Origin of the sequence: Streptomyces winkii (genome assembly GCF_032248595.1) — a bacterium.
Classification (GTDB): domain Bacteria; phylum Actinomycetota; class Actinomycetes; order Streptomycetales; family Streptomycetaceae; genus Streptomyces; species Streptomyces winkii.
The window spans coordinates 381400-403027 of the sequence record NZ_JASTTH010000005.1; the positions used below are offsets into that span (position 1 = coordinate 381400).

The 21628-nt window shown below is 72.5% G+C and carries 20 protein-coding genes; 11 read left to right on the forward strand and 9 right to left on the reverse strand.

Annotation, left to right across the window (positions count from 1 at the left end; translation table 11 throughout):
* Positions 1 to 9 precede the first annotated feature (9 nt).
* Together QQM67_RS17325 and QQM67_RS17330 are read right to left on the reverse strand one after the other, a co-directional pair.
* Positions 10 to 864 carry an NmrA family NAD(P)-binding protein gene (locus tag QQM67_RS17325; RefSeq protein ID WP_314174792.1) on the reverse strand — a complete coding sequence of 285 codons (855 nt, stop codon included), beginning with the start codon at positions 862 to 864 and terminating at the stop codon, positions 10 to 12.
* Between the two features lie 183 nt (positions 865 to 1047).
* Positions 1048 to 2061 (reverse strand): pirin family protein, encoded by a 1014-nt coding sequence (locus QQM67_RS17330; RefSeq protein WP_314174793.1) that lies wholly within the window; start codon positions 2059 to 2061, stop codon positions 1048 to 1050.
* Between the two features lie 162 nt (positions 2062 to 2223).
* On the opposite strand from QQM67_RS17330, the gene QQM67_RS17335 reads away from it, so the two are divergent.
* The gene (locus QQM67_RS17335; RefSeq protein ID WP_314174794.1) at positions 2224 to 2712 is read left to right on the forward strand and encodes a GNAT family N-acetyltransferase; all 489 of its coding nucleotides are present in this window, start codon (positions 2224 to 2226) and stop codon (positions 2710 to 2712) included.
* 105 nt (positions 2713 to 2817) lie between these two features.
* Here the strand turns inward: QQM67_RS17335 and QQM67_RS17340 are convergent, their stop codons facing one another.
* Positions 2818 to 4035 (reverse strand): YncE family protein, encoded by a 1218-nt coding sequence (locus tag QQM67_RS17340; RefSeq protein WP_314175125.1) that lies wholly within the window; start codon positions 4033 to 4035, stop codon positions 2818 to 2820.
* A gap of 439 nt (positions 4036 to 4474) precedes the next feature.
* Here QQM67_RS17340 and QQM67_RS17345 point away from each other — a divergent pair, with 439 nt between their 5' ends.
* Together QQM67_RS17345 and QQM67_RS17350 are read left to right on the forward strand one after the other, a co-directional pair.
* A complete protein-coding gene (locus QQM67_RS17345; RefSeq protein WP_314174795.1) occupies positions 4475 to 5116 on the forward strand; it encodes a TetR/AcrR family transcriptional regulator in 642 nt (213 codons plus the stop codon).
* A gap of 114 nt (positions 5117 to 5230) precedes the next feature.
* Positions 5231 to 6475, forward strand: a complete 1245-nt coding sequence (locus tag QQM67_RS17350) for an FUSC family protein (RefSeq protein ID WP_314174796.1) — start codon at positions 5231 to 5233, stop codon at positions 6473 to 6475.
* Positions 6476 to 6519: 44 nt separating this feature from the next.
* Here the strand turns inward: QQM67_RS17350 and QQM67_RS17355 are convergent, their stop codons facing one another.
* The 4 genes from QQM67_RS17355 to QQM67_RS17370 all read right to left on the reverse strand — a co-directional run bounded on the left by QQM67_RS17355 (position 6520) and on the right by QQM67_RS17370 (position 10897).
* Positions 6520 to 8631: an aconitate hydratase gene (locus QQM67_RS17355; protein ID WP_314174797.1), complete on the reverse strand. Its 2112-nt coding sequence runs from the start codon at positions 8629 to 8631 to the stop codon at positions 6520 to 6522.
* A gap of 162 nt (positions 8632 to 8793) precedes the next feature.
* Entirely contained in the window at positions 8794 to 9432 is a 639-nt protein-coding gene (locus QQM67_RS17360; RefSeq protein WP_314174798.1) for a TetR/AcrR family transcriptional regulator, read from the reverse strand.
* On the reverse strand, positions 9429 to 10109 hold the full coding sequence (locus QQM67_RS17365) for a DUF4166 domain-containing protein (protein WP_314174799.1): 681 nt from the start codon (positions 10107 to 10109) through the stop codon (positions 9429 to 9431). The genes QQM67_RS17360 and QQM67_RS17365 overlap by 4 nt, the downstream gene beginning before the upstream one ends.
* Positions 10106 to 10897: a hypothetical protein gene (locus QQM67_RS17370; RefSeq protein WP_314174800.1), complete on the reverse strand. Its 792-nt coding sequence runs from the start codon at positions 10895 to 10897 to the stop codon at positions 10106 to 10108. The genes QQM67_RS17365 and QQM67_RS17370 overlap by 4 nt, the downstream gene beginning before the upstream one ends.
* A 305-nt stretch (positions 10898 to 11202) precedes the next feature.
* On the opposite strand from QQM67_RS17370, the gene QQM67_RS17375 reads away from it, so the two are divergent.
* A complete protein-coding gene (locus tag QQM67_RS17375; protein WP_314174801.1) occupies positions 11203 to 11601 on the forward strand; it encodes a hypothetical protein in 399 nt (132 codons plus the stop codon).
* A 90-nt stretch (positions 11602 to 11691) separates the two neighbouring features.
* Here the strand turns inward: QQM67_RS17375 and QQM67_RS17380 are convergent, their stop codons facing one another.
* Both QQM67_RS17380 and QQM67_RS17385 read right to left on the reverse strand, forming a co-directional pair.
* Positions 11692 to 13467: a thiamine pyrophosphate-binding protein gene (locus QQM67_RS17380; protein ID WP_314174802.1), complete on the reverse strand. Its 1776-nt coding sequence runs from the start codon at positions 13465 to 13467 to the stop codon at positions 11692 to 11694.
* Positions 13460 to 14947 (reverse strand): aldehyde dehydrogenase family protein, encoded by a 1488-nt coding sequence (locus QQM67_RS17385; protein WP_314174803.1) that lies wholly within the window; start codon positions 14945 to 14947, stop codon positions 13460 to 13462. The genes QQM67_RS17380 and QQM67_RS17385 overlap by 8 nt, the downstream gene beginning before the upstream one ends.
* 193 nt (positions 14948 to 15140) lie before the next feature.
* Here QQM67_RS17385 and QQM67_RS17390 point away from each other — a divergent pair, with 193 nt between their 5' ends.
* From QQM67_RS17390 to QQM67_RS17420, 7 genes are all read left to right on the forward strand, one after another.
* Positions 15141 to 16598 (forward strand): Rieske 2Fe-2S domain-containing protein, encoded by a 1458-nt coding sequence (locus QQM67_RS17390; RefSeq protein ID WP_314174804.1) that lies wholly within the window; start codon positions 15141 to 15143, stop codon positions 16596 to 16598.
* Entirely contained in the window at positions 16595 to 17254 is a 660-nt protein-coding gene (locus tag QQM67_RS17395) for a 3-phenylpropionate/cinnamic acid dioxygenase subunit beta (RefSeq protein WP_314174805.1), read from the forward strand. Before QQM67_RS17390 ends, QQM67_RS17395 begins: the two co-directional genes overlap by 4 nt.
* A complete protein-coding gene (locus QQM67_RS17400; RefSeq protein WP_314174806.1) occupies positions 17251 to 17517 on the forward strand; it encodes a dihydrodiol dehydrogenase in 267 nt (88 codons plus the stop codon). The genes QQM67_RS17395 and QQM67_RS17400 overlap by 4 nt, the downstream gene beginning before the upstream one ends.
* On the forward strand, positions 17514 to 18311 hold the full coding sequence (gene hcaB, locus QQM67_RS17405; RefSeq protein WP_314174807.1) for a 3-(cis-5,6-dihydroxycyclohexa-1,3-dien-1-yl)propanoate dehydrogenase: 798 nt from the start codon (positions 17514 to 17516) through the stop codon (positions 18309 to 18311). Before QQM67_RS17400 ends, hcaB begins: the two co-directional genes overlap by 4 nt.
* On the forward strand, positions 18308 to 19162 hold the full coding sequence (locus QQM67_RS17410; RefSeq protein ID WP_314174808.1) for a class II aldolase/adducin family protein: 855 nt from the start codon (positions 18308 to 18310) through the stop codon (positions 19160 to 19162). The genes hcaB and QQM67_RS17410 overlap by 4 nt, the downstream gene beginning before the upstream one ends.
* 128 nt (positions 19163 to 19290) lie before the next feature.
* Positions 19291 to 20697: an SLC13 family permease gene (locus tag QQM67_RS17415; RefSeq protein WP_314174809.1), complete on the forward strand. Its 1407-nt coding sequence runs from the start codon at positions 19291 to 19293 to the stop codon at positions 20695 to 20697.
* 67 nt (positions 20698 to 20764) lie between these two features.
* Positions 20765 to 21484 (forward strand): class II aldolase/adducin family protein, encoded by a 720-nt coding sequence (locus QQM67_RS17420; protein WP_314174810.1) that lies wholly within the window; start codon positions 20765 to 20767, stop codon positions 21482 to 21484.
* The last annotated feature ends 144 nt before the right edge of the window (positions 21485 to 21628 follow it).

Consider the following 21628-nt stretch of genomic DNA (forward strand, 5'->3'; position numbering starts at 1 on the left):
GCCCGCGCCTCACGGCGCCCGCGTGGCGAGTTCGTGGAAGTACGCGCTCAGCGACCGCGGTTCCCGGCCGAGGACGGCGCGGAGCACGAGAGCGTTCCCGCCGGGGAATCCGTGTTCGTCGTAGTGGGCGAACATGCGGGTCAGTCCGTCCCGTTCCGGCCCCTGCGGCAGTCGCTCCGCCCATTGCCGCAAGGGCGTCTCGACCGCTTCGACCGGGCGGCCCAGTTCCTCGCTGATCATCTGGGCCATCCGTACGCGGTCGACCATGCCCGGAGCACACAGCTCGAACGTGCCGTGGCTGAGCCGGTCGCCGGTCAGGGCCAGCGCCGCCGCCTCCGCCACGTCCCGGTAGTCGACCCAGCAGACCTCGGCCGAGACCGAGTAGGGCATGGACAGCCGCCCCTCCTCCGCCACTTCGGGCCACAGGGCCGCCAGGTTCTGCATGAACATCGCCGGTTGCAGGACGGTGAAGTCCATTCCGGAGGTGTAGAGCGCTTCCTCGACCGGCTGCTTGGCCGCGTGGTTGACCATCGCCGAGATCGACGGATGGATGACGCCGGAGAAGACGAACTTCCGCACCCGCGCGGCCCGCGCGGCCTCGACGAGGGCCACGCCCATCTCCGCCTCGCGCGGAGCGAACGCGGGATTGACGTGGAAGACGGCGTCGGCACCCTCCACGGCGGCCCGCAGATTCGCAGGATCGCCGAGGTCCGCGACCACCGTTTCGGCCGCGCCGCGACGGCGTGCGAGAGCCGCGCGATCCTCGTCGCGCACCAGCGCGCGCACGGTCACCCCGCGCTTGACCAGTTCGGGCAGGACGGCACCTGCGTTGCTGCCCGTCGCCCCGATCATCAAGACCTTCATGCGCCCCTCGTCCTCCTCGCGCCGAGACCGCGCGTGCGCCGCGCGGTGCCCCGGGAACCGGCCATCGCGATCGTAGGAGAGGAACGGCGCGGGGACCCGTACCCCCGAGGGCGTCCGGACGCGCGGCCCGAGCGGCACGCGCGCCCGGCGCCCATGGAGGCGCCGGGCGCTGTGCCGATGCCGTCATCCGGTCGCTTCGTCCTCCGCCGTGGGCCCGTCCAGTGCCGCGTCCTCGCTGGTGCGGTGCGGCGCGCTGGTGCCGAGCCGGCCGTTCTGGAAGTCCTCAACGGCCTGGATGATCTCCGCCTTGGTGTTCATCACGAACGGGCCGTAGCGCGCGACCGGTTCGCGGATCGGCAGTCCGCCCAGCAGCAGGACCTCCCAGCCGGTGCGGCTGCCGTTGTAGTCCTGGCTCTCCGCCGCCTGCAGGGTCATGGCCTCGCCCGGGCCGAGGACCGCCAGCTGCCCCTCCGCGAGCGGACGCTGCTCCGTGCCGACGGTGCCGCGCCCCGCCAGCACGTACACCAGCGCGTTGAAGTCAGCGGGCCACGGCAGCGAGAGCCTGGCGCCGGGGCTGACGCTCGCGTGTACGTACGTGATGGGAGTACGGGTCACGCCTGGCCCACGGTGACCCGCAAGGTCGCCGGCGATGACGCGCAGCAGGCTGCCGCCGTCGTCGCTGGAGAGCAGCACCGTCTGCCCGGCGGTGATGTCCTGGTACTGGGCCGGCGTCCACTTCAGGGACTTGGGAAGGTTGACCCACAGCTGGATCCCGTGGAACAGGCCGCCCTTGGCGACGAAGTCCTGCGGGGGCAGCTCGGAGTGGAGCACGCCCGCGCCCGCGGTCATCCACTGGGTCGCGCCCTCGGTGATCAGGCCGCCGCCACCGGTGGAGTCGGTGTGCTCGAAGGCTCCGTCGAGCATGTACGTCACGGTCTCGAAGCCGCGGTGCGGATGCCAGGGCGCGCCCTTGGCCTCGCCCGGCCCGTACTCGACGGCGCCGAGGTGGTCCAGCAGCAGGAACGGATCGGCGGCGGCGAGGTCCGCCCCGGGGAACGGCCGGCGGACCTCGAAGCCTTCGCCTTCGAGCTGCCGGCGGGCGGTGACGGTCCTGGTGACCGCGCGCCAGCGAGTGCCTTCACGCGCGGGGGACGGGACGCGGGGCAGAGTGAGGGTGTCTGCGGTGACGGCCGGCATGGTGACCTCCTGGACGCCGGAGAACAGTGCACCGCCGTCAATGAAGTTCAGGATTCAATTATTCCGCGCGGGGCGGCGAGGAGACTCGGACCCGCCTGACGTACGTCCGTACCGGACGGAACCACATTGCCGGGTCACAGTGCGCGCGGGCATCCTGTGCCCATGCTGATCAGGGAAATGACCACGGAGGACTGGTCCGCCGTGTGGCCCTTCTTCCGGGAGATCGTCGCCGCGGGCGACACCTTCACCTTCCCGATCGATCTCACCGAGGAGCAGGGCCGCGGCCTGTGGGAGATGCGGGCGCCCAACCGTACGGTCGTCGCCGTCGACGACGCGGGAACGGTGCTGGGCTCCGCGAAGATGGGCAACAACCAGGGCGGCAACGGCTCGCATGTGGCCAACGCCAGCTACATGGTCGACCCCGCGCAGGCGGGGCGCGGCGTCGGCCGGGCGCTGTGCGAGTACAGCCTGGAGTGGGCGCGCGCGGAGGGCTTCCGCGCCATGCAGTTCAACGCCGTCGTGGAGACGAACGTGCACGCCGTGCGGCTCTACGAGGCGCTCGGCTTCGAGATCCTCGGCACGGTGCCCGGAGGTTTCCGGCACCCGGTGCACGGCTACGTCGGCCTGCACATCATGTATCTCGCGCTCTGAGCCGCCCTGTTCCCCGGCGGAAGCACAGGCCAACGCCCGTATCCCGTACGGGACTTGAGCGGCCCGACGCGGCTCCGGTGCCGCCCGGGGGCGGCCCCGGCCCGCTCAGCCGCGGGCCTGCGGGCTCGTCCAGCCGGCCGGCACATGGGCGATGCGGACGCGCTGCGGGTGGTCCCCGACGGAGACCGAGGCCGTCTTCTCCCCGGTGGCGAAGTCGATGGCCGTGACCCGGTCGCTTCCGCTCTCCGAGATGACGCAGGACCGGCCGTCGCCACTGACCGTCGCCCAGTACGGCTTCGAGGCGGCGACCAGCGGCCCTTCGCGCAGGGTGTCGCGGTCGACGACGGTGGCGTAGTCGTCCATGGTCCCGGCGATGCAGAGCTTGTCGCCGCGCGGGCTCATCGACATGCCGTGGTGGCGGGAGTCGTTGACCCAGGTCGTGCGGTCCTCGCTGGTGTCGGGGTTCTTGGGCAGGGTCTTGGCCCGGGTGATCTTGTCGGCGGCGACGTCGTATTCGAGGAAGCCGTTGAAGAAGGAGACCTGGAAGTAGAGCTTGGACTCGTCGGGGGTGAAGGCGACCGGACGTACGGCGTCGGAGAGGTCCTTGCGACCGAAGGCGTCGAGCCTCTCGCGCATGTCGATGACCTTGACCTGCTCGAAGGTGTCCGCGTCCACGACGGTGATCTTGCGGTCGCCCTTCGTCCAGTCCAGCCAGGGGTCGTCGGTCGCGGTCTGCACGTCCCCGATGGCCATGTTCCAGATGTGCTTGCCGCCGTCGGTGAAGACGTTCTCGTGGGGCTTGTCGCCGGTCTTGAACGAACCGGCCTCCTCGCCGGTGTCGATGTCGAGAACGTGGACGGTGTTGGAGGTCGAGGCGGAGACGGCCACGCGCTCGCCGTCCGGGGAGACGGCCATGTGGTCGGAGCGGTAACCCGACACGGGGAAGCGCCAGTTGAGCTCGCCGGTCGCCACGTCGATGGAGACGACGTCGGCGAAGCTCGGGCGGGAGACGACCATCGCCTTGCCGTCGGGGGTGGAGTACATGTCGTCGACGAACTGGTCGTGCCCCTCCCCCGGCCCGTTGCGGATGCCGAGGAAGTACAGGAGCTTGACGGGATCGGCGTAGATCTCGTTCAGGCGCTCCTGCTTGTCGGGGACCACGTTGATGCGCCCGAGCTTCTCGAAGCTGCCGCTGGGCTTGATGACGTCGGCGGTGCCGTCCCAGTTGTTGCCGACGAACATGACCTGCTGAAGGTCCGCGGCGTCCCGGGCCTGCCCTGACGGACCGGGCGGGACGGCTGCCGCGCCCGTGGTGGCGGCCATGGCCACGAGCGCCGAGGCGACGGCCACCGGCAGTCCCCGGCGACGGGCGGGTCCCGCGCGCCTCGCGTCCCGCTGGCGGGGCGTCCGCGTCCGGCTGTCCGCGCGCTTCTTCCTCGATACGGGCATGGCACTCCTTCGCATAGCGGCTCTGTGTCCGCAGGGCCGCGGGCGGACTGAGGCGAGCAGAGCTGAGCAGGGGCCAAGCCCCACCCGGAGGGAACGGCGGCACCCTCCGAGTGGGGCGGCGGCACGGGGAAACCGCCACAGTGTGAAGTCCGACGCAACAGCTGACCAGGCGCTTTCTTACGAGACACCCTGCCGTGCAATCTGAAAACGTCTGTCTTCACATTGGGAATACCGAAGGTAACGTCGGCCATGGGGTTCTTCAACCCCCCGGGCGGGAGAAGATGGCCCGCACCCGAGCAAGGGAGAACGGCGAGTGGAACAGCTCAGGCGGTCGACCGGCCGCTACGCGGGCAAGGCGGCCAGCGAGCGGCACGCGGAGCGGCGCCGGAGATTCCTCGACGCGGCGCTCCAGCTCTTCGGCGCCGGCCCCGGCTACGGATCGACCACGGTCGCGGCCCTCTGCGTGGCGGCCGGGCTGTCCACCCGCCAGTTCTACGAGGAGTTCCGCTCCCTCGAAGACGTGCTCGCGGCGCTCCACTTGCAGGTCAACGACTGGTCCGAGGGCGCCGTCGTCGAGGCTCTCGCCCGTACCGAGGGCCAGCCCGCCGCCGAGCGCTACAGCTCCGTCTTCCGCGCGTACGCGGCGAGCCTCGCCGAGGACCCGCGCCGCATGCGGATCACCTTCACCGAGATCGTCGGCGTCAGCCCCCGCATGGACGAGCAGCGGCTGGCCCGACGCGCGCGGTGGGTGGACCTGATACGCACCGAGGCGGCGGCCGCGGTCCAGCGGGGGGAGGCGGCCGATCGGGACTACAGCATCGCCGCGGCCGCCTTCATCGGCAGCGTGAACGGGCTTCTGCACGACTGGGGCGCGGGGTGGGTGGACGCCACTCTCGACGAGGTCGTGGACGAACTCGTCCGTCTGCTGCTGGCGTTGCTGCGACCGCTCGGCTAGTGGTGCCCCGGCCGCCGCCCGTTGCCTCGCCGCCGCGGCTCGCGGCACAGCCCACTCGGGTGGCAGACGCCCGGCGCGCGACCGCTTCCGTCCGGGAGCGGGAATGGGCACCGGGTGCCCGCTGTTCTCGAACCCCTCGCCGAACTCGTCCGGCGGCGCAACGAGCCCGCGGTCGCCCAGGTGCTGCGGTCCACCGCGGCAGCCGTACTCAGCTACCTCGCCGCCCTCCGGCTGAGCAACGCGCAGGATCCGCTGCTCGCCCCGCTGACCACGCTCCTCGTCGTCCAGGTCACGCTCTACGCCACGCTCACCAGAGGCATCCGGCGTGTGAACGCCGTCGTGGCGGGGGTGCTGGTCGCCGTCGGCTTCAGCAATCTGGTGGGGCTGAGCTGGTGGTCGCTGGGTGTGCTCATCCTCGCCGCACTGACCGTGGGCCACCTCGTACGGGTCCACGAATTCGTGCCGGAGGTCGCGATCAGCGCCATGCTCGTGCTGGGCGTGAGCGTGACCCGGGTCGCCGAGACGGCGCTGGACCGCGTGGTGGAGACCCTCATCGGCGCGGCGGTGGGCCTGCTGTTCAACGTGTTCTTCGTGCCGCCGGTGTGGACGCGGTCCGCGACCGAGTCCATCGAGGATCTGGCCGCCCGCCTGCGTCACCTCATCCGGCGGCTCGGCCAGGAGCTCGGCGGCCATACGCCGGTGGAGGACGCGGCGGCGCGCCTGGAGGAGGCCCGCCGTCTCGACCACGACATCGTGCAGGTGGACGCCTCTCTCGTGCAGGCCGAGGAGAGCCTCAAGCTCAACCCCCGGGTCAAGGAGGGCCTGCTCTCCCGGGTCGTACTGCGGACGGGTCTGGACACCCTGGAGATCTGCGTGGTGGTGCTCCGCGTCACCGCCCGTACGCTCACGGACCTCGCCAGGAGCCGGGTCGGCGAGCCGCTCTTCCCGCCGCACGAGGCGAGGGCGCTGGAGGACCTCTTCGCCCATCTGGCCGGAGCGGTCAGGGCGTTCACCGTCCTCGTCACCAGCGACGTGACCTCCGACGCCGACACGGCCGAGGCCCGGCTGATGGAGGAGCTCGCCGCGGCGCACGAGGCCCGCGACCGCATCGCGGACCTGCTGCTCGCCGGAGTGCAGAACCACCCCCGCCAGTGGCAGCTGCACGGGGCGCTGCTGGCCCAGGTCGACCGGATCCTCGACGAGCTGGACGTGGAGAAGCGGGCGACGCGGCTCGCGGACGAGCTCGACCGGTACACCCGCGAGACCTCCTCCGGCCATCAGTGGCTGGAGGACCTCACCCGGCGCGTACGCCTGCCGCTGCCCAGTTCGCCGCGGAGGCGCCGCGGCGCGGCGCGCTGAACCGGCTGAACCGGCGCGCAGAACCGGCGGGCTGAACTCGCCCTCTACCGTGCCGTGTTGGCCGCCGCCAGGGCGGGGATGATGCCTCCGGCGAGGACGACCTCGCGCTGGCGGGCGGAGAGGCGGTGGCTCACCGCGTACTCCTCGCCGCGGGTGACGTTCCGCAGCCGCAGCGCCGTCCCGTACGAGTCCGCGGCGGCGCCCGTGTCCGCGTCGGTACTCGCGGTCGTACCCGCGCCGAGGGCGTCGCGCAGGCCGTCGAGTCGCAGCACGTCGCCGGTGTCGACGCGTTCGAGGTCGTGGGGGTTCTCGAACTCCAGGGGCAGCACACCGAAGTTGACGAGGTTCTGCCAGTGGATACGGGCGAACGACTTGGCGACGACGGCCCGCAGCCCCAGGTGGCGCGGCGTGATCGCCGCGTGCTCACGGGACGAGCCCTGGCCGTAGTTGTCGCCGCCGACGACGAAGTGCCCGTTGTTCGTGTCCTGTCCGGCCGCCTCCGCCGCGCGCCGCGGATAGTCCGCGTCGATGCGCGTGAAGGTGAACTCGGCGAGCCGGGGGATGTTCGACCGGTACGGGAGGGCGCGGGCGCCCGCGGGGGAGATTTCGTCCGTGGAGACGTCGTCACCGGCCTTCAGCAGCACCGGGCCCTCCAACACGTCCGGCAGCGGGTCGAATTCGGGCAGCGCCGAGACGTTGGGGCCGCGCTCCAGCTCCACGGCGAGGGCCTCCTCCGCGGGAAGCGGCGCCTCCAGCATCTCCCTGTTCACGCTGGCCCGCTCCGGCAGGGTGATCCGCGGCGGTGCGGCGCCCGCGTCGGCCGCCCAGTCGCGGGGGTCGGTGATGACGCCGGTGAGCGCGGAGGCGGCGGCGGTCTCCGGGGAGCACAGCCACACCGAGTCCTCCTCCGTGCCGGAGCGTCCGGGGAAGTTGCGGGGGAACGTGCGCAGCGAGTTCCGTCCCACCGCCGGTGCCTGGCCCATGCCGATGCAGCCCAGGCAGCCGCTCTGGTGGAGCCGAGCCCCGGCGGCGATCAGGTCGAACGTGCCGCCCCCACGGGTGAGGTCCTGAAGGATCTCGCGCGACGTCGGATTGATGTCGAGGCTGACGCCGTCGGCCGTGCGCCGCCCCGAGACCATGGCCGCCGCGACGGCGAAGTCGCGCAGCCCGGGGTTGGCGGAGGAGCCGATCACGCACTGGTCCACGGGCCGGCCCGCCACCTTCCGTACGGGCACCACGTTGCCCGGCGACGAGGGGCGGGCGATGAGGGGTTCGAGCGAGGAGAGGTCGATCTCCTCGTCGAGGTCGTAGACCGCGCCGGGCTCCGCCGCGAGCGGGGTGAAGTCGCTCTCCCGCCCCTCGGCCCGCAGAAAGGTGCGTACGGCGTCGTCGGACGGGAAGACGCTCGCGGTGGCGCCCAGCTCCGCGCCCATGTTGGCGATCACATGGCGGTCCATGGCGGTCAGCGAGGCGAGCCCCGGTCCGTGGTATTCGAGGACGCGGTCGATCGCGCCCTTGACCCCGTGCCTGCGCAGCAGCTCCAGGATGACGTCCTTGGCGCTCACCCACGGCCGCAGTTCGCCCGTCAGGCGCACTCCCCAGATCTGCGGCATGCGCACGTACAGCGGCCGTCCCGCCATGGCCAGCGCCACTTCGAGGCCGCCGACGCCGATGGCGAGCATCCCGAGCGAACCCGCCGCGCACGTATGGGAGTCGGAGCCCGCGAGGGTCCTGCCGGGGATGCCGAAGCGCTGCATGTGCGTGGGGTGCGAGACGCCGTTGCCGGGCTTGGAGTACCACAGGCCGAAGCGCCGGGCGGCCGAGCGCAGGAAGGCGTGGTCCTCGGCGTTGCGCTCGTCGGCCTGGAGGATGTTGTGGTCCACGTACTGGACGCTGACCTCCGTACGGACCCGGTCCAGGCCGAGCGACTCCAGCTCCTGCATCACCAGCGTGCCGGTGGCGTCCTGCGTCAGGGTCTGGTCGATGCGCAGACCGATCTCCCGCCCGGGCTGGGCCTCGCCCTCCACGAGGTGGTCGTCGATGAGCCGCTGCGCCACGGTTCCCCGTGCGCCGCGCCCCGTGACCGTCGTGACCCGGCCGTGGTCCGCCCTGCCTTGGTCCGCCCTGCCGCCGTCCGCCCTGCCGTGGTCCGCCATGGCCCGCTCCCTCCTGCTGCGGTGCTGGTGCGCGCCTGCCGCGCACGGGGGTTCGCCGGGCAGGCCTCGGTGCTGGAGGCGCCGGGTACCCCGGCTGACGGGGTGTACGTCCCGCCTTCCGGAAAGGGGTGCCGGCCGGCGTCGGGCAGGTTCGGGCAGCCCCTAGCCGCGCCGGCCCGTGCCGCGGCGCAGCCGCGCCCGCACGGCCCGCTGGGTGACGGGGCCCAGCTCCTCCAGCACGGCGGCCAGTCCGGCCAGTTGCTCCAGCGCGTCCAGGGCGCGCTGTGCGCCCCGCTCGTCGACGCCCTCGTAGAGCTCCAGGCCGACGAAGCCCGCCGCCAGTGCGCGGGCGAGACCCGGGGCGTCCACGAACTCGGCGACCGGCGATCCCGCGAGCACCCGGGCCAGCACCTGCTCGATCTCGCCGATCCACAGGGCGAGTCCCGCGGCGGTGGCGGGCGCGAGCCGCGGCTGGGTCTGCGCGCCGGACAGGAGCTGCGCGAGGACGGCGACATGGCCGCCCGCGCGTTCCTCGGCGTGCAACTCCCGGCCGAGCGCGAGGAGTTCGGCCAGGCTGCCCACCCGGGCGAGACGCTCGCGGTAGCGCGCGACGCGCTGCTCGGCGCCGTACCGGCAGGCCGCGGCGAGGAGTTCGTCGACGCTGCCGAAGTGATAGAAGACCAGCGCCTGGTTGACCCCGGCCGCCGCGGCGACGGTACGGGCCGAGGTCTTGGCGTAACCCTGCTCGGTCACCGTCCGCAGAGCCCCGGCCAGCAGCTTCGTGCGCGTGTCGCCGCTCACGGCCTGGCCTCCTCGCGCACCGGGCGCAGCCCGGCGGGCACCCCGCGCCCGCTCACGTCCGTGAACTCGGCGGAGAAGAAGCCCTCGTAGCCGAAGAGCGGCCCGAACCTCCGGTTCTCGACGCTCACTTGGATGCGGAACCGCCGCGCGGCCTCGTCGTACGACTCCCGCACCACGGCGTCCCCACCGATCAGTTCGGGCACCCGGGCGTCCACCCGCCCCTCGCGGAAGCGGTGCTCCCCGGAGCGTATGACCAGGGCGCCGTCGCCGTCGGCCGCCAAGTGCAGGTCGGTGGCGAGGTGTTGGTGCGTCCCGAGGTAGTCGACGATGCAGCCGCGCTCCGGGCTCCAGACCATGGTGGCGTCGAAGCGGCGGGCGCGGCGCGGGAAGAGGAACGTCCGCACGAAGGTGACGGTCTCGCGTCCGTACGTGTCTTCGTACGGGAAGTTCTCGATGGTGAAGGGGACGTCCCGGCCCGTCCTCGGTACGAGGATGTTGCGGCTGCCGCCCAGCGCCAGAAACGGGCGGACGAAGCCGCGGCCGTGCCAGATCCGGGTCATCCGGCCGCGGCCGGTGCACGCCTCGCCGCCGGCGAGGCCGACGGAGAACCGTCGCCGGAGCTGCGGATGGAGCCGGTCGAAGTCGGGGCCGAGCGCCCGCTGGAAGATCGAGGTCATGGCTGCTCCAGGGTCCTGAGAAGAGCGGTGGTGGCGGCCGTGGCGTCCACGAACTCGCCGCCTTGGTACGTACGTTGAGGCGGACGGCGCAGACAGCGGCGTGCCGCGGGCGTGACGGACAGCGGCGGCGCGAGAAGGGCGGTGGCCGCCGCCGCGAGCGCGGCGGCGGCCACGGCGACGGCCTCGACCGTGCTCAGGGCCGGAGCCGGAGCGGAGGCCGGTGCGGCGAAGGCCATCGCAGCGCACACCACCGCGCCGAGCAGCGCGCCCGTGCGCAGGAACAGCTCCGCGAGCGCGTGCAGCAGGGCCCGCTCGGGGGAGATGCCCCGCTCGCACCACAGCCGCAGCCGGTCGAAGGACCAGGCCGTCGCCCAGCCCATCAGGGGACGGAAGACGAACCGGTCGGCGGCCCGGCCGAAGCGGCCCCAGCGCGGCCGGTAGTCGTAGCCGGTGAGAAAGCGCAGCCCGTCGCCGTCCGGGACGTACCGCCAGTAGCCGCTGCCGGCCGCGATGAGCGACAGCGGATGCGACGAGGAGAAGCGGAGCGCGGAGACCCGGCTGCCGTCGGGACGGTGCCTCTCACCGGCGGACACGCCTGTGCCGCCGATCGTCAGCAGCGGCAGGAGGCGCGTGGCGTACCGGAAGCGCTGCGGCTCCCCCGGCGCGCACGGCAGGTAGTCGATCTCGCCGAACCGCAGGTCCCAGCGCTGGTGCTGGTCGGGCTGCTGGCTGCGCTCCCACACCGTGCCGACGGCGGCACGGATGCGCGTCTCGACGTAGAGCCGCATGTGAACTCCCGGATTCCCGGCTGTGTTTGAGCGAGTGAGTGTTTGAGCGAGTGCTCAACACCGTTGACCATACCCGGCTTTTGAGCACTCGCTCAAGATGCGTGCCGCCCGCCTTCTTCCGGGCGGCGGGCCGCTGATATACAGGGCGACCGGCCGCGCGCCGGGCGTACGCACAACGGCGGTTCGGCGTACGGGAGTACGGCTGCTTCCGTACGGCGTCCGGCGTGGGGATCGGGACGCACACGAATGCGCGGCACTGACCGCGATGCACTGAACTGCGCACAGCGAACGAGAGGCGGGACACGGTGACAACGGCTGAGCGCGGGCGCGCGGCGGTGCCCTGGGGTCTCGTCGCCCTCACCCTGACCGGTGCGGTCTGCGCGGCCGCGGCGCTCGTGCTCGCCAGTCGGCACCTCCTCGCGGCCTGCGAGGGTGCCGCGGTGCCATGGAGCCACTTCGCCCTGGCCTACGCGGGGTTGGGCGCGGCGCTCGCCGCCCTGGCCCTCTACGTCGCCGCCCGCGTCCGCGGCTCGCGAGGCGCGGACGCCGCACCCGCGACCGGACGGGCCGGGCTGGTGACGGCGGTGTTCGCGGGCGTCGTCGTGCTGGCGGGCGCCACCGCCGTATGGTCCGATCACAACCAGGCGGCCATGGCCTACGCGCACACGCGGCAGAACGCCCTCATCGCCTGTACGACCGGCTGACGCCGCGCGCGGTCCGTACGCAGCCCAGAGCGGGCCTCGCTCGCAGTCGATCGGCCGCCCCAACTCCCGGCTGACGCACGGAAGTTCAGCTCAGCGTGCCCTGGGCGGCTCCAGCCCCTCCGGCAGTCCCTCCATCTCGCTCTGCACGACGTCGACGATGCCGGGCCCGGGCTGCGCCAGCGCCTCCTCCAGCGCGGGCAGCAACTCCGCGTCGGAGGTGACGCGGACGCCGTGGCCGCCCAGCAGCCGGGCGAACGCGGCGAAGTCGGGGTTGCCGAGGAACACGCCGGAGTAGCGCCCGCCGTGGGCGAAGCGCTGACGGTCGCGGGTGTTGCCGTACGAGAAGTTGTTGACGACGACGTTCACGACGGGGATGTTCTCGCGGACGCAGGTCTCGAAGTCCTGGGCGACCATCCAGAAGCTGCCGTCCCCGCTCAGTGCCACCACGCGCTCCCCCGGCCGGGCCGTGGCCATTCCCATGGCCGCGGGGAAGCCCCAGGCCATCGCACCGCCCGCGGAGCCGTAGTAGCTGCGCGGACGGTCGAAGGCGACGTGGCGCTGGACCCACGGCCCGAAGGTGTGGACGTCCTGGACGAGTACGACGCCCTCGTGCTCCGCGAGCCACCGCACGGCGCGGGTCAGCGCGGCGGAGGTCACGGTTCCGGCGGCGTCCGCACCGTCCGGCGCGACGTGTGCCGCGGCGGCGCCGGGCAGCGCCACCGCCTCCTCGTACTCCTTGCGCAGCGCCTGCCGCCGAGCCGCACGCCGCTCGCCCCGTGCGGAGTCGCCGCCCGTGCGCTCGGCGAGCGCCGCCGTGAGCGCGCGGGAGGCCGCGACCGCGTCGGAGACGAGGCCGACCCGCGGCGGATGGACGCGGCCGAGCTCGCCGGGGTCGATGTCGGCGTGCACGAGGGCGACTTCGGACGGCAGGAGCGTCCAGCGCTTGGTCGTGAACTCGGAGAAGCGGCACCCGAGAGCCACCACGACGTCCGCCTCGCGCACGATCCGGTCCGTCACGTCGTGCGCGCCGTAACCGAGGGCGCCGAGAAAGGCCGGATGGGCGTTGGGCACGGCGTTCTTGCGCAGCCAGGTGGTGACGAGCGGAGCGCCCGCGGCCTCGGCGAGCGACAGGTGCGCGCCGGCTCCGCCCGCGCCGCCTACGCCCTCGCCGCCTCCGCCGAGCCCGCCCCCGCTCGACGCGCCTCCGCTCGACGCGCCTCCGCCGACGACGATGACCGGCCGCTCGGCGGCGGCCAGCAGCTCCGCCGCCTCCGCGATCCCGTCGGGGTCGGGTGCCGGCGGGTGGATGCGCACGCGTGGACCGGGCCGCGCGGAGACCGGTGCCTGGAACACGTCGAGCGGAAGAGAGACCACGACCGGACCCGGCCGCCCGCCGACCGCCGTACGGACGGCGCGCTGGAGCAACTCCGGTACCCGCTCGGCCTCTTGGATCTCCACGGCCCACTTGCAGAAGGGGCGGAACGCGGAGACGACGTCCATCTCCTCGAAGGACCCGCGCTCGCGCAGGCCTCCGGGGACCTGCCCGATCAGTACGAGCACCGGAACCGACTCGTCGTGGGCGTTCTGCACGGCGATGGAGAGGTTGGCCGCTCCGGGGCCGCGCGAGGCGAGGCAGACACCGAGTCCCTCGCGCGAGCGGGAGAAGCCGTCGGCCATGAACCCGGCGACCTGTTCGTGCCGCGTGGAGAGATAGCGAACGGCGTCCTGCCGGGCCAGCGCGTCGATCAGGTCCATCACGGTCGTGCCGGGAAGCCCGAAGACGTGCGTGATCCCTTCGGCGGCGAGGCACTCGACGACGAGGTCCGCACCCAGGCGTCGCCGCTCGGGCGAAGGCCGGTCAGACAAAGACGTTCACCGCCTTGAGCTCCGTGTAGCTCAGCAGTTCCTCGACGCTCTCCTCACGGCCGACGCCGGAGGACTTCGTCCCGCCGAAGGGCACTCCCCAGAAGTGCCGTGAGGAGCCGTTGACCCACACGTAGCCGGCCTCGATCCGGTCGGCGAGCGAGAGCGCGGTGGACACGTCGCGGGTCCAGATGCTCGCGGTGAGGCCGTAGTCCACGCCGTTGGCGATCTCGACCGCCTCGTCGATGTCCGTGTAGGTGAGTACGGACATCACCGGGCCGAAGACCTCCTCCTGCGCGATGCGCATGCTGGGCCGTACGCCGGTGAAGACCGTCGGTTCGAGGTAGTGGCCGCGCTCGAACGTCTCGCCCCGCGGACGGTCTCCGCCGTGGAAGAGCGTGGCGCCCTCGCCGAGCGCGATGTCGATGTAGCGGCGCGACTTCTCGTACTGCGCACGCGAGGCCAGCGGTCCCATCTGCGTGGCGGGGTCGACGGGCGAGCCGATCCGGATCGCGGCGACGCGGTCGCGGACCAGCCGCAGCACCTCGTCGGCGACCGAGGCGTGCAGCAGCACCCGGGAGGTCGAGCCGCACGACTGGCCCTCGGACCAGGCGAAGTTCATGCCGCCGACGATGCCGGCCGCGGCCGCCTCCAGGTCCGCGTCGGGGCAGACGACGAGGGCGTTCTTCCCGCCGAGTTCGAGGCTGACCTCCTTGACTCCGGCATCGGCGGCGTCGCGCTGTACGAGGCGGCCGACCCGCTCGCTGCCGATGAAGCCGATGCGGCGCACCAGCGGGTGGCGTACGAGTGCGCGGCTCGCGGCGGGGCCGTCGCCGGTGACGACGGACAGCACGCCGGGCGGCAGGACCCCGGCGGCGATCTCGGTCAGCCGCAGCGCCGACAGCGGTGTGATCTCGGAGGGTTTCAGCACCACCGTGTTGCCCGCCATCAGCGGGGCCGCCACCTTGGCCGCGGCGAAGAGCGCGGGGTGATTGAACGGCACGATCCGCGCGACGACTCCGAACGGCGCGCGGCGCGTGAAGTGCAGGTTCTCGGGTGTGGCGGGGATCGTGGAGCCGCCCAGGTGCGAGGCGAAGTCCGCGAAGAGATCGAGGAGTTCGGCGCCCCAGCCCACGTCGGTGCGCATCGCGGTCACGGGGTTGCCCGAGTCGAGGGCGTCGAGGAGGGCCAGCTCGTCGGCGTGGGCGCGCACCGCTTCGGCGAGCGCCCGCAGGCGCCGTCCCCGCTCTCGTACGTCGAGGGAGGCCCAGGCCGTGCCCGCGTCGGCCGCGGCGCGTACCACCGCGTCGACGTCCGCGTCCGTCGCGTCGGGCGCGGCGGCGATCGGGGCCTCGGTGGCGGGGCACTCGACGTCGTAACTGCCGCCGCCGGCCGCGCGGGTGCGCCCGCCCACGGACAGCTGCCATTCGCGGTCGGCCACCGCCGCGACCGCCGTCGCCACCGACTCTTCCGAAGCCGACACGTGCGCCCCCTCTGCGGAAGGACCTTCTGGTCAGCAGAAACTAGCCGCGGCCACCGGAGCCGGTCAACGGGGCGGCTGGGGTTGACACCGGCGCACGGGGACGGTGATTCTCCTTATCGGAGAGTGATTCTGCAAAGCAGAGATCAGAGCGCAGGCGGCCGAGCGCCGCCGCGGTTGGAGCGTGAGACCGCCCATGACCGAACTGGCCACCCTCTTCGCGGACGTACGGCGGGGCATGATCCCGGCGCACATCTACAACGACGAGGAGATCTTCCGGCTCGAACGCGAGCGGCTCTTCAGCCGCGCCTGGGTCTTCGTGGGCCACGAGTCGGAGATCCCGCAGCCCGGCGACTACGTGGTGCGCCGCGTACTGGAGGACTCGTTCATCGTCTCGCGCGGCGAAGACGGCACCGTGCGGGCGCTGTTCAACATGTGCCTGCACCGCGGCATGCAGGTGTGCCGCGCCGAGATGGGCAACGCCTCGCACTTCCGGTGCCCCTACCACGGCTGGTCCTACCGCAACGACGGCCGCCTGGTGGGACTGCCCTTCCACCGCGACGCATACGGCGGCGAGGCGGGGTTCCGCCGGAAGGGGCAGACGCTGCTGCCCGCGCCGTCCCTCGGCACGTACAACGGCCTGATCTTCGTCAGCCTCGATCCCGAAGCGCCGCCGCTGCGGGAGTACTTGGGGGACTTCGCCTTCTATCTCGACTACTACACCCGGCAGTCGGAGAGCGGCATCGAACTGCGCGGGCCGCAGCGCTGGCGGATCAAGGCCAACTGGAAGATCGGCGCGGAGAACTTCGCCGGCGACATGTACCACACGCCGCACACCCACACGAGCGTCGTGGAGATCGGGCTGTTCCGGGAGCCGAAGGCCGAGAAGCGCAAGGACGGCTGCACGTACTGGGCGGGCAACGGAGGCGGCACGACGTACAAACTGCCGCCCGGGACGCTGGAGGAGAAGCTGGCCTACGTCGGCTACCCCGAGGCCATGGTCGAGCGGATGAAGCGGACCTGGTCGCCGGCGCAGCTCGAACTGATCGGCCGCGACGGCTTCCTGATCTCCGCGGCCTCGGTGTTCCCGAACATGAGCCTCGTGCACAACTGGCCGCGCGTCGAGGACTCCGAGGACGTGCTGCCGTTCATCTCGCTGCGGACCTGGCAGCCCGTCGGGCCGGACGAGACAGAGGTGCTGTCCTGGTTCGCCGTCGACGCCGAGGCGCCCGAGGAGTACAAGGCCCTGTCGTACAAGGCGTATCTGATGTGCTTCGGCAGCACCGGGATGTTCGAGCAGGACGACGTGGAGAACTGGGTCTCGCTGACCAGCACGGCCGGGGGCTCGATGGCCCGCCGGCTGCTGCTCAACAGCCGGATGGGGCTGCTGGAGGACGGCGGCAACGTCGTTCCGCCACTGGGCGAGGGGCAGTTCGCCGGTCCCGGTGAGGCGTACGTGGGGTACGGCGAGTACAACCAGCGCCATCTGCTGGCGCGTTGGGCGGACCATATGGAGACCCCGGGCGCTCCCGTGCGCCGGGTCCAGGTCAGCCGTCCCGGCGCCGGCGGCACACGAGCCGGCGCGGATACGCCCGAAGGCACTACGCCCGAAGGCACAGGCGGCACCAGGAACACCGGGGCGGTGAAGGCATGAGCACTCCGCGCGCCCAGACCGGAGGGACGGACGGGGCCCACGGCACGGACGGGCCGGACCCGGCGGACGGCAACGGCGGTCCGTACTCGGCGGATTCACCCCTGGGCGGGCACGCGCCCACGCTCCGGAGGACCGGACGGTCGCTGCCGTTCTCCGACGAGCGCCATCTCCAGGCGCACCACTGGCTCGTCGAGGAGGCGTACGTACTCGACGCGCAGCACTACGACGAGTGGCTGGGCCTGCTGACCGAGGACGTGCACTACATCATGCCCGTGCGCGTCACCACGGCGCGCGGCGCGGGCTACGACTCCTCGCCCGGCATGGCCCACTTCGACGAGAACAAGTACTCGCTGTCACGCCGGGTGGCCAGGTTCGCCACCGAACACGCCTGGACCGAGGACCCTCCCTCGCGGCTGCGGCACTACGTGACGAACGTGCGCACCTTCGCCACCGCCGATCCCCGCCATCTCGTCGTCGATTCGGCCCTGTTGCTCTACCGCAGCCGCGGAGACGTACGAGAGCCCGCGCTCGTCTCCGCCGGACGCGAGGACCTGCTGCGCCGCGCGCCCGACGGCGAGGGATGGCTGCTGGCCCGTCGTACGGTCCTGGCCGACGACTCGGTGCTGCGCACCCAGAACCTGGCGGTCTTCCTGTGACGCCGCGGCCGGGAGAGCGGGGCGAGGCGATCGTGCTCGGCAACGAGTTCGCCGAGGTGCGCGTCTGCCGGATCGAGACCCGCAACGGTTCGCGGCTGCTGATCGAGTCGCCCAAGTCGGGCCGGTGGGTGACGCTGTGCCCGCTCGAGGCCGAGGCCCTGACCTGGCAGAACCCGCAGACGTTCTCGCGGATGCTCGGCAACCCCTTCGGCCCGCTCTTCGAGGACGACGCGGACGGCGAACATCCGGGGGCGGAGTCATGACGGGCACCCGCTGGCTGGAGGGCAAGCGGGCCCTCGTCGTCGGCGCGGGCTCGGGAATCGGCCGGGCCGTGGTCGACGCCTTCCGCGCGGAGGGCGCGCGGGTGGCCGTGCTCGAACGCGACGCCGGCAAGTGCGAGTTGCTCGCCGCCGCCGTGCCCGAAGTGCCGGTCGTGGCCGGTGACGCAGCGACGCGCACGGCGAACGAGGAGGCCGTAGAGGCCGCCGTCTCCGCGTTCGGCGGGCTGGACGTCCTGGTCAACTGCGTGGGTGTCTTCGACTTCTACCGGGGGCTCGCGGACCTGGACGCCGAACGGATCGACGAGGCGTTCGCCGAGATCTTCGCCGTCAACGTCAAGTCGCACCTCCACTCGGTGAAGGCGGCGCTCCCCGCGCTGCGCGAGAGCGGCGGACCGGCGGCCGTCGTCCTGACCGAGTCCGCGTCCTCGTACCGTCCGGGGCGGGGCGGCGTGCTGTACGTGTCGTCGAAGTTCGCCGTGCGGGGGCTGGTCACCGCGCTCGCGCACGAACTCGCCCCGGACGTACGGGTCAACGGCGTCGCACCGGGCGGCACCGTCGGCACCGATCTGCGCGGGCCGGACAGCCTCGGGCTCGGCGAACGGAGCCTGGGGGCGGCCCCGGACCGGGCGGCGGAGATCGCGAACCGTGTCCCGCTGCGGGTGGCCCTGTCGGGCGAAGACCACGCGTGGGGCTATGTGTTCCTGGCCTCCGACCGCTCGCGCGGCGTCACCGGCTCGGTCGTGCACAGCGACGGCGGAGCGGGGGTCTCGGCATGAGCGGAACACCGGCGGACGCGCAACCCTCGGGGGCCCCGGGCCCGGAGCCCCCGCGGCCGGACCCGGGGCCGGAGCCGGAGCCGGAGCCGCCACCGAGCCGCGAACTCTCCCCGCTGCGTACGGCGATCGCCGAGGCGTGCCGCGTGCTGGCGGCGCGGGGCCTGGCCGACGGCATCCTCGGTCACGTCAGCCTCCGCGTCGACGCGCGCCGGCTGCTCGTGCGCTGCCGCGGCCCGGAGGAACGGGGCCTCGCGTACACGACCGGGGCCGACGTCCGCCTCGTCGACCTCGACGGCGGGCCCGGCACGCCGCACGAACTCGACGGCGGTTACGCCCCGCCGAACGAACTCCCGCTGCACACCGAGGTGTTGCGCACCCGTTCGGACGTCTCCGCCGTCGCGCACGCCCATCCGCCCGACGTCGTCGCCGCCGACCTCGCGGGCATCGCGATCCGCCCGGTCGTCGGCGCCTTCGACATCCCGGGCACCCGTCTCGCGGCCGGCGGGATTCCCGTCTATCCGCGGGGCGTGCTCGTACGGGACCGGCGGCTGGCCGCCGAGATGGTCGCGGCCATGGGCGACCGCCCCGTCGTACTGCTGCGCGCACACGGCCTGACCAGTGCCGCCGGGAGCGTGGAGCAGTCCGTTCTCCAGGCCCTGAGCGTCGACCGCATCGCACGGCTCTCGCTCCGCGTCGTCGGCGCGGGCGGCGAGCTGAGCGACCTCGCGGAGCGCGACATGGCCGAACTGCCGGACCTCGGCGGGGCGTTCAACACGGCCACGGCGTGGCGGCACGAACTGGCACGACTACGGGAACCGACGATTCCGCTTAACCGGGTGCACGGGTCTTGACAGGGCACGATCAGAGTGAAGAAAGTGCTTCTGCAATGCAGAAACAATCTGCGACATAGCCCGGCTCGCGTCCCGTCCCCCTGCGGGCACCACGCCGGCGGCCCAGCGACGAGGCCGGAGGAAGTGGCATGTCCATCCACGTCATCGGAGTCGTGACGCTCGCGCTCGTCTTCATCGTCGGCACACTGCGACCGGTCAACATCGGCGCGCTGGCGCTCGTCGGCACGTTCCTCATCGGCACGCTCGCCGCACACGAGAGCCTGGAGAAGATCCTCTCCGGCTTCCCGCCCGACCTGTTCGTGCTGCTCGTCGGCGTGACCTATCTGTTCGGGCTGGCGGCGGCGAACGGCACGATCGAGTGGCTCATCGACCGGGCCGTACGGCTGCTCGGCGACCGTCCGTTGCTCGTGCCCTGGCTGATCTTCGTCTTCTCGGCCGTTCCGACCACGGCCGGCGCCCTGGGCCCGGCGGGCGTTGCCATGCTCGCGCCGCTGTGTCTGCGGCTCGGATCGCGCTACGGCATCGACCGGCGGATGTCGGCACTGATGGTGATGCACGGCTCGTGCCTGGGGAACTTCTCGCCGCTCAACGGCCTGACCATCATCGTCCGCAAGGCGGCCGAGGCGAACGGGCTCAAGATCTCCGGCGGAGAGCTGTTCTTCGGCAACGCGGCCTACAACATCGGTCTCGCCGTCGTCATCTACCTCTTCTTCGGTGGCCGCACCTTGTGGAGGGAGCACCGTGCGGGTGCGCTCGCGACCGCCACGGCTTCCACCACGACCACGGCGGCCACGACCGCGGTGCCCGCCGCCGCGGGTGCGAGTGCGGGCGGCACGGGCACGGCCTCCCCCGTCGAGGACACGGTCCCGGACCACACCGTTGCGGGCGCGGGCACGAGTACGGGCGCGGGCGGCGCCGGGGGCGGTCCGGCGTCGGCCCTGCGCGTCGACCAGGTGATCACGCTCGCCGCCATCGTCGGCGTGGCCGTCGGTGCGCTGGTCTTCGACCTCGAGATCGGCTTCCTCGCCCTCGTCGCCGCCGCGTTGCTGCACGTGGTCTTCCCCGGCCGCTTCGAGCAGGCCGACAAGCGCATCGTGTGGTCCGTCGTGCTGCTGATCTGCGGTGTCGTCACCCTCGTCGAGGCCCTTCAGCGGTACGGCACCGTGGAGGTGATCGGCAAGGGCATCGCCGACCTGGGCGCACCGCTGCTGACCGCGTTCCTGCTCTGCCTGGTCGCCGCGATCACCTCCGCGTTCGCCTCCAGCGCCGGACTGCTCGGCGTGCTCATACCGCTCGCCGTGCCGTTCCTCGTCCAGGGCGACATCGGCGTCACCGCCGTCATCACCGCGCTGGCGATCTCCGCGACCGTCGTGGACTCCACGCCCTTCTCGTCCGTCGGCGCGCTGACGCTCGCCAACGCACCGGAGACCGAACGCCCCGCGCTCTTCCGGGTGATGGTCGTGTGGGGCCTCGCCATGGCGGTCACCGCGCCCCTCCTCACCTGGCTCTTCTTCACCCTGCCGAGCGCACATTGAGCAGCGGCGCACCGACCGGCGGCACGGGGCCCGGACGTGCCGCCGACCCGCCCGTAAGGACACCTGCATGAGCAACGACGTCCGCGAACTCGTCGCCGCCTCCTCGCACGTGCTGGCGGCGGCCGGCCACGACGACCTCATCTGGGGCCACTCCTCGGCGCGCGACCCCGACGGCAGGGGGGTGTGGATCAAGTCCGCGGAGTGGGGTCTGGACGAGGTCACCGCGGCGCGCGTCCAACTCGTGGCGCCGGACGGGACTGTGCTCAGCGGCGACGGCGTCGCGCACAGCGAATACCCCATCCACACCGAGATCATGGCGGCGCGGCCGGACGTCGGCGGCGTCGTGCACACGCATCCGCCGCACGCCGTCGCGCTCGCCGCGGCCGGGCTGCCGCTGCGGCCGGTCAGCCACGCCGCGAACTACTTCGTACCGCCGGACGTGCCGGCGTTCACCGACACCGCCGACCTGATCCTCACCCGGGACCTCGGCCGCTCGGTGGCACGCACGCTCGGCGAAGCGCGCGCGGTCTTCCTGGTCAACCACGGCATCGTGACCGTGGGCGCGACGCTCCAGCAGGCGACCGTCGCGGCCGTACTGCTCGAACGGGCCTGCGCACAGCAGCTGTTGACGGCCGCGGCCGGCGGCGAGCCGTCGTGGTCACGGCCGGAGGAGTCGCTGTCCAAGCGCGAGCACATCTACCACGACCGGGCGGTCTCCGCCGTCTGGGACCACCTCGTGCGGCGCCTGCCGGACCCGCACCCGCACACCCCCACGGACACGCACTGAGAGCGAGGAAGAGGAGTGGGCGAACCAGGGGGGAGGAGCCCACCAGGGGGCACGGCGGACAGGCGTGCCGGGCGGGGCCCGGCGCCCGCGAGTGCACGATCACGCCCTGCGCGGCACCTGACCACCGTCGATTAGGGTTTCTGC

Bases quoted from the DNA above. Each gene is read 5' to 3' on its own strand.
- QQM67_RS17365 (WP_314174799.1), bottom strand. From the start codon at position 10,109: ATGACCTCGATCTTCCAGCGGGCGCTCGGCCCCGACTTCGACCGGCTC.
- QQM67_RS17370 (WP_314174800.1), bottom strand. From the start codon at position 10,897: ATGCGGCTCTACGTCGAGACGCGCATCCGTGCCGCCGTCGGCACGGTG.
- QQM67_RS17415 (WP_314174809.1), top strand. From the start codon at position 19,291: ATGTCCATCCACGTCATCGGAGTCGTGACGCTCGCGCTCGTCTTCATC.
- QQM67_RS17410 (WP_314174808.1), top strand. From the start codon at position 18,308: ATGAGCGGAACACCGGCGGACGCGCAACCCTCGGGGGCCCCGGGCCCG.
- hcaB (WP_314174807.1), top strand. From the start codon at position 17,514: ATGACGGGCACCCGCTGGCTGGAGGGCAAGCGGGCCCTCGTCGTCGGC.
- QQM67_RS17390 (WP_314174804.1), top strand. From the start codon at position 15,141: ATGACCGAACTGGCCACCCTCTTCGCGGACGTACGGCGGGGCATGATC.
- QQM67_RS17395 (WP_314174805.1), top strand. From the start codon at position 16,595: ATGAGCACTCCGCGCGCCCAGACCGGAGGGACGGACGGGGCCCACGGC.
- QQM67_RS17330 (WP_314174793.1), bottom strand. From the start codon at position 2,061: ATGCCGGCCGTCACCGCAGACACCCTCACTCTGCCCCGCGTCCCGTCC.
- QQM67_RS17355 (WP_314174797.1), bottom strand. From the start codon at position 8,631: ATGGCGGACCACGGCAGGGCGGACGGCGGCAGGGCGGACCAAGGCAGG.
- QQM67_RS17340 (WP_314175125.1), bottom strand. From the start codon at position 4,035: ATGGCCGCCACCACGGGCGCGGCAGCCGTCCCGCCCGGTCCGTCAGGG.
- QQM67_RS17335 (WP_314174794.1), top strand. From the start codon at position 2,224: ATGCTGATCAGGGAAATGACCACGGAGGACTGGTCCGCCGTGTGGCCC.
- QQM67_RS17420 (WP_314174810.1), top strand. From the start codon at position 20,765: ATGAGCAACGACGTCCGCGAACTCGTCGCCGCCTCCTCGCACGTGCTG.
- QQM67_RS17325 (WP_314174792.1), bottom strand. From the start codon at position 864: ATGAAGGTCTTGATGATCGGGGCGACGGGCAGCAACGCAGGTGCCGTC.